The sequence below is a fragment of the Vibrio sp. 10N.261.52.A1 genome, from assembly GCF_002876325.1.
Classification (GTDB): domain Bacteria; phylum Pseudomonadota; class Gammaproteobacteria; order Enterobacterales; family Vibrionaceae; genus Vibrio; species Vibrio chagasii.
In genome coordinates, this window is record NZ_MCYD01000026.1 from 1 (window position 1) to 10,745 (window position 10,745).

The 10,745-nt window shown below is 44.1% G+C and carries 8 protein-coding genes; 6 read left to right on the top strand and 2 right to left on the bottom strand.

The annotated features are described in order from the left end of the window. Positions 1-119 precede the first annotated feature (119 nt). From BCT81_RS00325 to BCT81_RS00340, 4 genes are all read left to right on the top strand, one after another. A complete protein-coding gene (locus BCT81_RS00325; protein ID WP_004740072.1) occupies positions 120-740 on the top strand; it encodes a hypothetical protein in 621 nt (206 codons plus the stop codon). Positions 741-1,184: 444 nt separating this feature from the next. Next, entirely contained in the window at positions 1,185-2,393 is a 1,209-nt protein-coding gene (locus tag BCT81_RS00330; RefSeq protein WP_102422942.1) for a NupC/NupG family nucleoside CNT transporter, read from the top strand. A 298-nt stretch (positions 2,394-2,691) separates the two neighbouring features. Continuing rightward, positions 2,692-2,961, top strand: a complete 270-nt coding sequence (locus BCT81_RS00335) for a hypothetical protein (protein WP_102422943.1) — start codon at positions 2,692-2,694, stop codon at positions 2,959-2,961. Between the two features lie 31 nt (positions 2,962-2,992). Next, on the top strand, positions 2,993-3,601 hold the full coding sequence (locus tag BCT81_RS00340) for a class I SAM-dependent methyltransferase (protein WP_102422944.1): 609 nt from the start codon (positions 2,993-2,995) through the stop codon (positions 3,599-3,601). A gap of 118 nt (positions 3,602-3,719) precedes the next feature. Here the strand turns inward: BCT81_RS00340 and BCT81_RS00345 are convergent, their stop codons facing one another. Next, positions 3,720-4,892, bottom strand: coding sequence for a DUF3541 domain-containing protein (locus BCT81_RS00345; RefSeq protein ID WP_102422945.1), 1,173 nt, complete (start codon positions 4,890-4,892; stop codon positions 3,720-3,722). 284 nt (positions 4,893-5,176) lie between these two features. On the opposite strand from BCT81_RS00345, the gene BCT81_RS00350 reads away from it, so the two are divergent. Together BCT81_RS00350 and BCT81_RS00355 are read left to right on the top strand one after the other, a co-directional pair. Next, on the top strand, positions 5,177-6,532 hold the full coding sequence (locus tag BCT81_RS00350; protein ID WP_102422946.1) for a diguanylate cyclase: 1,356 nt from the start codon (positions 5,177-5,179) through the stop codon (positions 6,530-6,532). 163 nt (positions 6,533-6,695) lie between these two features. After that, positions 6,696-8,336: a DEAD/DEAH box helicase gene (locus tag BCT81_RS00355; RefSeq protein WP_102422947.1), complete on the top strand. Its 1,641-nt coding sequence runs from the start codon at positions 6,696-6,698 to the stop codon at positions 8,334-8,336. 635 nt (positions 8,337-8,971) lie between these two features. On the opposite strand, the gene BCT81_RS00360 is transcribed toward BCT81_RS00355, so the two are convergent. After that, the gene (locus BCT81_RS00360) at positions 8,972-10,501 is read right to left on the bottom strand and encodes a DUF3612 domain-containing protein (RefSeq protein ID WP_102422948.1); all 1,530 of its coding nucleotides are present in this window, start codon (positions 10,499-10,501) and stop codon (positions 8,972-8,974) included. Positions 10,502-10,745: the final 244 nt, after the last annotated feature.

The following is a 10,745-nucleotide window of genomic DNA, read 5'->3' on the forward strand; positions in this document are numbered from 1 at the left end:
ATGTGTGAGCTAATTTATAGAAATAAAGATTGTATAAATTATTGATTTGATGAATGTTTACGGGGCGAGGCAATGTTTGTTAGAACAGCCTATTCAAAACAATAAGATAGGTAAATCTAATGAAAAAACTCGTCAGTTTGCTGCTCGCTGCAGTATCCCTAGGGCTTTCTGGCTGTGCAACAGTATTAACCGCAGAGCAGAGTGCGCCTCAACTCAACGAAGTCCCGCAAGAAAAAGCACTGACTATCGCTGTGATCGACAAGCGCCCTTATGTTCTTGATCACGACAAAGAGCCAAAGTTCGAAGGCATTATTCGTAGCTCATTAGGTATTCCTTATACCTACAACACGGCGACACAGCAGCCCATGTCTCAGTTTTTAACCGACAGATTGGTAGCAGGTTTGAAAAAACAGCAAGTAGCTGTTGAGTCGGTAGAAACGACACCGGAAGAGGATATCACTAAGGTTGCCGAGCAGATGAAAGCGTTCAACAATAAATCAATGATGTTCGTCTTGAATGAATGGAAGTATGACTTCCACGCGTTCACGGACAATTCTTGGTACAACGTTAATGTGATTATTTACGATGAAGCGGGCAAAAAGCTACTCAGCAAAAACTTCCAAGGCGAGAATGATGTGCCTGATGGCGGTGCAATCATCAATGAGATGCAACTTATCTATAAACAGCGCTTCGAAGAAATCTTCCAAGATACTGAAGTGAAAAGTGCATTGCTAAACTAATCACTTTTGTTTTCTATCATATTTTGAAAAAGCCACACTCTGTGGCTTTTTGTTTTAGTGTGACTTGTACTTATCCTATTTATTACTAACAAAGTGAATTATCGCGGTAATTAGTTCGTTTTGTATGTTTTATGACCGCGCGATCGTTTGCGTTAAAAAATGTGATGAAAGTCTCAATCATCTGTTTATACTTCTCTTCCGGTTTTAAGCCGGTGCTTAGCCAATACAAGCCGTCACATGGATATGTGAATGACCCCACGGACCGGACCAGCTACGTTCCACTGCTTGTATAAGGTGATTTTTTACATGAACAACTCGTTGTTACAGTCGCTAACTTTGTTAGCCCCTTCATCGCGTAGCGTTTTGCTTGCGGTTCTTTGTCCTGTTCCTTTGATGTCATTCGCTTGGCTCATGTTCACTCTATAAGGATTACCAGGACACATTATGAATATTCTATTTGGTTTTGTCGGTGTTATTGCACTGATTGCTTGCGCGTACCTGCTATCTGAAAGTCGTTCTTCGATTAACTGGAAAACGGTGACTCGTGCACTACTACTTCAAATCGGCTTCGCAGCTTTAGTTTTGTATTTCCCATGGGGACAGTTAGCGTTAACAAGTCTAAGTAATGGTGTTTCTAGCCTGCTTGGTTTTGCTGACGCGGGTATTGCTTTCCTTTTCGGTGATCTTGCTACTGAAGGTTTCATTTTCGCGGTTCGCGTACTTCCAATCATTATCTTCTTCAGTGCTTTGATCTCTGCGCTTTATTACTTAGGCATCATGCAGAAAGTGATTCAAATCTTAGGTGGAGCGGTGCAAAAACTGCTTGGCACAAGTAAAGCTGAATCTCTGGTAGCGACTGGTAATATCTTCCTTTCTCAGGGTGAGTCTCCTCTTCTTATTCGTCCTTTTTTAAAGTCTATGACTCGTTCTGAACTGTTTGCTGTAATGGCAGGTGGTATGGCATCGGTCGCTGGTAGTGTGCTTGGTGGTTATGCAGGCTTGGGTGTTGAACTTAAATACCTCATTGCTGCTAGCTTCATGGCGGCTCCGGGTAGCTTGTTAATGGCGAAGATCATCGTTCCTGAACGTAGCACACCGAGTGACTATGACCACATTGAGCTAGATAAAGCTGACCAAAGCAACGTAATTGATGCATTGGCTAGCGGCGCGATGAACGGTATGAAGGTTGCGGTAGCAGTTGGTACGATGTTGATTGCATTTGTGAGTGTGATTGCCATGGTAAACACTGGCTTAGAAAGCCTAGGTGATACGTTCGGCTTTGCGGGTATCACGCTGCAAGCTATCTTCGGTTACCTATTCTCACCACTAGCATGGCTAATCGGTATTCCGAGTGATGAAGTATTAATGGCGGGTTCTTACATTGGTCAGAAGATCGTAATGAACGAGTTTGTTGCTTTCATCGACTTCGTTGAAAACAAAGCGCTACTGTCTGAACACAGCCAAGTGATTGTGACATTTGCATTGTGTGGCTTTGCTAACATCGGCTCTATTGCGATTCAACTGGGTTCTATCGGTGTAATGGCGCCAGAGCGTCGCGCAGAAGTAGCGAACCTAGGTTTGAAAGCAGTCGCTGCTGGTACGCTAGCAAACCTAATGAGTGCATGTTTAGCGGGTATCTTCATCCTGCTTTAATCTAGATTGAGCAAAAGCCTCTAGATTCAGTCAAAGCGGAGACCTTGTTTACGGAGTTTACGTAAGGAAGGTCTCCGCTTTTTTGTGGCTGTTACAAAGTCGAATGATATGAGGACTAGGTTTTTCGTGCTGTTATAGTGAGTGAAGCTTCACTCTGAAGAGTAATAGAGCAAGCCTCTTTTATCCTATATACTTGAATATTATTAGGTTGCGATTAGTGGTATGCGGTTTCGAGTAGCGATATTTGGTACCGATGAACAATAGTGGCAACCAAATTCAATAAATCAAAGGTCTTCCCATGAACATGCGCGTTCTCATTGGTCTTATCACCACCTTCATTGGCTTATTTGCAATGGTTTATCTTATTGCTGGTGGTGAACAATTTCCTATCTCTCAGTGGCCAAAAGAAGCTTATCTCGGTTTGGTATTTAGTGTTGTCTGGGGCGCGGGTGTAGCAGCATCGGCAGCGTACTTCTTCTCAGCACTGGTATTCGTGACCGTTGCCGCGGTTTGCTATGCAATTGGCTACAAGATCGGTGGCTTATTTACTAACGACTCTAAAGCCTAGCTAGTCTGACTATGTGGTTGAGTTGCGTGTAATGCATTGGCGCGATCGTTTTAAGGTGTATTGGTATCACCGAAAGCAAACCCATCGTTGGAAAGGAGACAAAGCAAAGTCTCTAGGTTGGACCAACGAAGAGAGCCAGTTGTGTCGCTTCGAAGTGATCGCGCGCGCTACAGACTTTGAGAAAAAAAGTGTTTTGGACTTAGGATGTGGTTACGGAGATCTGTTTGAACTACTCGACAGCATTTATTGTCTCCAATCATACACAGGTGTTGATCAGCACTCTGGCTTCCTTAAAACGGCCAAGCAAAAGTACACAGAAGCTCGCTGCCAATTTATTACGGGTGACATGAGCAAGATGCCTCTTGAAACCCATGACGTGGTTATCGCTAGCGGTTCATTGAATTACATTTGTCGAGATTCTGATTACTTGACGAGTATGATTACTCGGATGTTTGACCTAGCAAATCAAACCGTCATATTTAACCTTCTTAACTCTAGCCAGTACCCTTCGCGCAATACCTTGATGAGTTATCACCCCCAGGGCGTTTATCGCTTCTGTAAAACGCTGTGTGACGATGTCTCTTTGATTGAGGGTTACACCGAAGGTGATTTCACTATAGTGATGAACAAGGCTGTCTGAGCGTTTTAGCGTTTTAGCGTTATGCTTTGTCCGCGCTATTGATATGTGTCAGGTATTAAAAAGCCGCATGCCTTAAAGGTGTGCGGCTTTTTGGTTTTTGTCGTCTGGCTTAAGTGTTCTATTTATTCTCAACGAGCCCGTAAGGAATCGTTTTAAATACCTTTGGGTTCCCTTTAAAGGTTGGTGCTTCATTCACTTGTTGCCAGTCAAGCAACATGATTGCCAATACGTTGCGGTGCTCCCCGTATTCAAGGTCAAAATCACCGGTGATTGAAGGGATCATGCCGCGCTTCTTATCAATCGAGGATTGGATAGCAAGTCGAGTCTTCTCTACCACTGGATCATCTTCAAGGCCTGCCAATAGGAAGGTTAAGCCAACCTCGGCAATAACATCTTCTTTGGCACGCAGCAGGATAGTATCGATGTTCTCTCTAAAGTAATCGTAGATCCATTGGTGTTCTTGTTCGCTGACTTGATGTTGATAGTACTCAGAGTCACCGAAGATGACGTGTGTCATGCCGTAAATCTTATTGCCAAACTGCTGGCTAGAGAGCTTTTTGTCTTTGTCGTCAGGGTACGCTTTTTTGAAGGTCTCGACGAACTCATCAACCACATCTTGCTCACCCAGTTGGCGCAGCCAATAAACCTGATTAGCGAGCTGAGCTGCCCACGCTTTCACCATGTCTTCATTGGTTACATAACGAGAAAAGTCATAGCGACGAATGATTTCGCGTAGCTTGGCATCGTTCTTGTGTTCCAAACCGTATTCATTGGCACGTGCCATAGAGCCAAGAAGATCAACGCCTAGATATAGATATTCGGGCATATGCTTGGTGATATTGTAACGTCGTACACTGCGCTCATCGTCATCACCGACGTAAGAAGCAACACGTTTCTCTGAATAAAGGACGATTTGCTCCATGGTGTGAACATCATTCGACAGGCTGCTGAGCTTACTCGCCACGCGAGCCATATCGCTCCATACCGCTGCTGCGTATTTATCATCTAATGTTTGACGATACATGCGCAGTCCGTAATGCCCCTCTTTAAAGGCCGGAAGCGTGTAAAGCTGGCTTTCATAGGTCTGACGAATCAAGTTGGCTGATTGTTTGAAATATTGTTCTTGAGAGTAGAGCGATTCAGTTTGCGATTGAACAGTTGGTACGCTTGTTGCGGTATAGTTCTCTTGTACTTCAACCGCCCCGTTTGTTTCAGAGGAAGCTTGTGCGTGGAACGCAATGGCAACAGAAGTTGATAATAAGGTGCACAGAGTGAGAGTTTTTAACTTCATATGAGTAAAGTACCAAGCTGATTAATCGTGAGTATAAAATAACACTGATGAATCCTTTAATGTAAGGTTTGGGTCAATACAATGTAAGCTTTATAAGGCTCATTTAGGTTTTTTGATTGAGTAATCAGTGTAGTTAACTGGCTATGAGTGATGAATGACTCAATAATGAGTGTAGACCAGACTTAAAGTGTGGATTTTTAATCGCTTGTCGGCATACTGAAAAACAAGCCAGAAATGAGCCGATTAAAGGCAGTAAACAGAACAATAGTGTTAGAGGTTCTCGAATGCCAAGTCGTTTTAGCAAGCAGTGGCCTGCCAAAGTATTATCGTTGTTATTCTTCTTTGTTGTCGTGAGTGCAATTGAGCATTTTCACGCCAAGCAATTGACCTTTCTTAAAAATGAATCGTATTCGGTCGCCAAAAAGCAACTATCTATTATCCGATCTCGTATAGAAGCGACGATCGTGTCTGACATGTATATTCTCAATAACTTCTCAACACTTGTGACGATCAATCCTAATGGAGACCAAAAAGGTTGGGACCAGATTGCTCAGAACATCATTCGAGATGGCTTCCACATTCGCTTAATCGGTCTCGCTGAGAACGATGTACTTAATTTTGTTTATCCACTGGAAGGCAACGAACAAATCCTAGGTATTGACTATCGAGACCATCCAATTCAATGGGAGTCGGTTGAGATTGCTCGCAACATAGGTAACACCTTTATTGCGGGTCCTTTTGATTTGTTCCAGGGTGGGCAAGCCTTAATAACAAGAACCCCTATCTTTAAAGATCCTCCTTTTAACCAAAACTATTGGGGCGTATCGAGCGCGGTTATCGACCTAGATGCACTGTTAGAAGATGTAGGTGTTGGCAAAATTGAAAACAAATATAACTTAGCCATTCGCGGTACAAACAGTGCTGGTAAAGATGGTGAGGTGTTCTATGGGACGCAAGAGGTGTTTAGTAATGCCTTTACTACCGAACAGGTAAACTTTCCTTACGGAGGTTGGTATTTGGCGTTATCGGGTAACGACCACGTACTGATGGATGTGCCTTGGTATCGAATCCATAGTGTTAGGCTGATTGGGTATGGGTTGATGCTGATTCTTATGGGCGCTTACTTCATGATCTATCGCCTTTATCGTATTGCTGATAGCCGTTCAATGCATGATGAACTGACCATGTTGCCAAATCGACGCTACTTTATGTATAGCCTCAAGCAAGCATTCAAAACGGTTCAGAAGCAGCGAACGAAGACTTTCGCCGTGGTGAATATCGACCTTGATGGTTTTAAGGCGATCAACGATACTTATGGTCACGCGGCAGGTGACAAGGTATTGATTGAGTGCGCCAAACGAATCAAGAGTATGCTACGCACCTCAGATATTGTTGCGCGTATTGGTGGTGATGAGTTCTTGGTACTGCTGCCACGCATTATTGATGAGAAACACGTGGCAACGATTACGCAAAAGCTACAAGGCGCGATATGCGAAACGCCAGTGGTTTATGAAGCACACTCGTTTTATCTCAGAATCAGTGTGGGGTGGGTCGTTTATGACGACAGCTTTAATGATGTCGATGGCCTGTTGAAAGCCGCTGATGAAAAAATGTACGAGCAGAAGCGTCAGATAACCTAGAAAGAATCTCAGTTGCGATTAGAATTTAGTTGCTGAATGTGGGGAAAAGCCTCAGAATACCGCGCTTTGCTCCGTATCAATGATTTGATCAGCAAAAGCTGCAGCGGCACGTTCTTGTACTTTGTCGCTCATACTAAATGTTATTCAACTGAGAAAATAATCTATGAGTTTTACCTCCCTTGGCCTTTCAGAACCGATCCTTAAAGCTATTGAAGCACAAGGTTACGATAAGCCATCACCAATCCAAGAGAAAGCCGTGCCAGCTGTCCTAACAGGCAAAGATGTGATGGCCGCTGCTCAAACAGGGACAGGTAAAACTGCAGGTTTCACACTACCTATTCTTGAGTTGCTGTCAAAAGGCCCTCGTGTACGTCAGAACCAAGTGCGCGCATTAGTATTGACACCGACTCGTGAACTTGCTGCGCAGGTCAATGGCAGTGTTGTTAAGTACGGTATCAATCTACCTTTGACTTCGAGTGTAGTATTCGGTGGCGTAAAAATTAACCCTCAGATGCAAAAACTGCGTAAAGGCAGTGATGTGCTAGTGGCAACACCGGGTCGCTTGCTTGATCTATATAACCAAAATGCTGTGCGCTTCGATCAACTTGAGATCCTAGTCCTAGATGAAGCGGACCGTATGCTAGACATGGGTTTCATCCGCGATATTCGTAAGATCTTGGCTTTCTTACCTAAGAAACGTCAGAACCTACTGTTTTCTGCAACCTTCTCTGATGATATCCGTAGCCTAGCGAAAGGCTTGGTTAATAACCCGGTTGAGATCTCAGTAAGCCCTGCAAACTCAACGGCGAAAACGGTTGAACAGAGTATCTACCCAGTCGATAAGAAGAAAAAGAGCCCAATGCTTGCGAAGCTGATCAAAGACAATGATTGGCGTCAGGTGTTGGTATTTAGCAAAACTAAGCACGGTGCTAATAAGCTGGCTCGTTTCCTAGATGAACAAGGCATTACTGCTGCACCTATTCATGGTAACAAGAGCCAGGGCGCTCGTACTAAAGCGTTAGAGAACTTTAAAACGGGTAAGGTACGTGTGTTGGTTGCAACTGATATCGCGGCTCGTGGTATTGATATCCCACAATTACCTCAAGTGGTTAACTTCGATCTTCCACACGTATCAGAAGACTATGTACACCGCATCGGTCGTACAGGCCGTGCTGGTGAAGTTGGTAAAGCAATTTCATTGGTTTGTGCAGATGAAGTTGGTGAGCTTTTCGGAATTGAGCGCCTGATCCAGCAAGTGTTGGAGCGTCGTGAGCTGGAAGGTTTCTCGCCAGTTAATAAGCTACCTGAGTCTCGTTTGGATACGCGTCCGATTAAACCTAAGAAGCCGAAGAAAGCGAAACAACCACGTGAACATGTGGATGGCCAACGCTCGGGTGATAATGCTCGCGGTCATAAGCCTGCAGGCAAGAACAAGCGCCATGTACCAGGTACAGGTTCTGCGCCAAAACGTAAACCTACACGCGCTAGGAAGCCAGCTGAAAACGGTTCAACTGCTGCGGGTGAAGAGAAGTCAGTAAGAAACAATGGCAGTAACTTCAAGCGTGGGAATACAGGTAAGAAGCCAGCTACGAACCACTCTAATTCACCAAGCCACTCGGGTTCACAGAGTCGTTCGGGTTCAAAAAACAATCAAGGTAAACAACCGACAGGCACTGGCAAAGCGAAGAAGTCTGGATACGGTGGTAGTTACGGACCAGGTAAGTCATCGAACAAGCCATCAACAAATAAGCCTTCAGCGAATAAACCGTCTCGTTCTCGCTCGAAGCCAGCACCTCAAAAGTAAACCAGTACTATATGAACTGAGGGTAGGGCGCTAAGCTGAGCGTCGTTTCTAGGAAACACCTCCAGCCTGTGTAGAATCGAATAAACGCGAATATTGAATATCAATGTTCGCGTTTTTTTATGCGTGATGTTCTGAAAAGAAGAGCGCTGGTGGAGGCTAAACCTATTGAATAAACTAAAAAATAGTGATTTGACTCAAGGGTAATCAATTTTTAATGATTGTTTAATAACAACATAATCACTAGCGTTTTTGTTGTCATTTGCAATTTGCAATTCCAGTTTGCAAAACAAACAGGAATTTACGGCTAATACGTGTCCAGATGCGTAGTAAATAGGTGATTTAAAAGTTGGCACGTATGCTGCATTGTTAAAGGTGACCCTTCTTAAGCCGAGGGTCACCTAGCCAACTGACGTTGTTAGTGAACCTTTATTGTTCACACAAAATATATGACCAATCACCCTTTTGTGATTGGTTTTTTTTTGCCTGAATTTTAGGTTCTATTTTTGTTTTACTTCTTATTATCTTCCAAAACCAAGCAGACCGAATTATTCATTAACCCTAATTAGCTCAACTTTGCTAAGCAAAACAAGCAGAGCATGAATGCTAAGATCCATGCTCCACTGGTTTCGCTATTATCACTCACCGCACTTTGAATAACAGCTTGGTTGGCGTGGGCACTCTCCGCCTCTGGAGCAGATAAGCCTCGCCTCTGTTTCAATCCCACGTTCAATCCAATTTATATTTAGAATCTTGGCTATTGTCGTGAGATCTTTCTTGATGTTACGTGGGATAGCTACAGAGCCGCCATTATTAACGCATGAAGCCTTAAGCTGCTCTGCGATTTCTCTAGAATTACCGCCTTGGGCATCAATCGCAGGGTTGAGGTCTATGCCTGCACACAATACGCGATTGTTACCCGCTGGATCCGTCATATTGATGGATTCACAACAGTAGATTCTTGGCTCATCTCCCACATTCAAAATGGAGATTTGAGCCGAGCTACCCGCACGGGGCTCAGATAATCGACGGAACACTGCCCAATGTTGACATGGGTCGGCCACCGTTCTCATATTTCCCCAAGGCAGTGGAATCCCGTTCCCGCGGTATACAGCCTTGAGTTTCCCCGGTCCGTAAGCATCAAAGTAGTGCCAGTGAGGGTAGGGCGATACTACCGTCATTCGACGCATCGCAACAGAGGGGGAAACCCCTGCTCTTTTGTGAACGTCGATTTCATAACCGGTACGGTCAAGTAACTGTCTGAATGGAACTTTAGGGCACAGTAGCGCTCCAGCAAAGAAGCTGGATTCAAAATCTCGCCATGCTTGCAAAATATCTTGAGAGTTGAGTTGGGAGGAGCCTGACACTTGGTTGTCGTCCCATGTGTTGTTATTACCAACAGACAAGACACTCTTTAACCCTTCTTTGCTATGCAAAATGCAATGGCCGATGTAAACCGACAAGTCGTATTTTAAACGCGTTGGATACTCTTTAAGAATTTCATTTAAGAAGATGGTACCAGGCGGTTCAAAGAAGGACGTTACCAACTGTTTGGCGTTGATTCCAAGTTCATCGACTACGTCTTGCGGTGTGCGTGTTACCCAGCGGATGTTGATTCCGAGGCTTCTAGCGATGTCTATTAGGTCTTCTATGCTGAGGTTGAGTCGTTTTAGGCCTACCTCTTCTGCAGCCCGCTCAAGGTCAGGGAAGTGGTTCTGATGGCTCTCTTGGTGGGCCCTAATCAATAGATGTGCGAATTGGCGCCCAGAGATACCTGTTTGCGACAACATCTCTGGTATCGCGATTTGCAGGATGTCGTTAGAGAAAAGGAAGCTAGGCTCAAGAGCCATACCGCTAATCCCGCCTCGATTACCTTTGTCGGGAGCAATGGCCTGCTGTTCTGATTCATCGTCAAGAAACCATGTTGGGCTCTTTTGGAAGACCTGAGCAATCACTTCAAGCATATCGATGCTTGGGACTCGCTTTCCACGTTCGATCATAGAGAGGTAAGAAACGGAAGGTGCATACTCTGGGTTGATTCTAATACAACGCGCAGACAGATCTTCCATCGTTAAATGGTTACGCTTCCTAAGGTTACGTATCTTCGTACCTAGGAAATGTGACTGACGAACTAAACTTTTTGACAAGGCCATATTTGTAAAATTCACATTGTAAAATTTTTGTTGTGAAATTGTATGTAAAAAAGCGCTAATCTACAAACTAAGCAATTCACAAAACGATAAATAAATTAAACGTTCGTTTAGAATAATTGCTCTAGGACACATTTTTGCGTTAAAAATCGGTGGTTTTCACCGGACTAGTCAAGAGGGAAAGACTATGAATATGCTTACATTCGATAAAACAGAAATCCAAAAACAATCAAAGCCATTTATCGCTGAAGCTGTCTTTGCC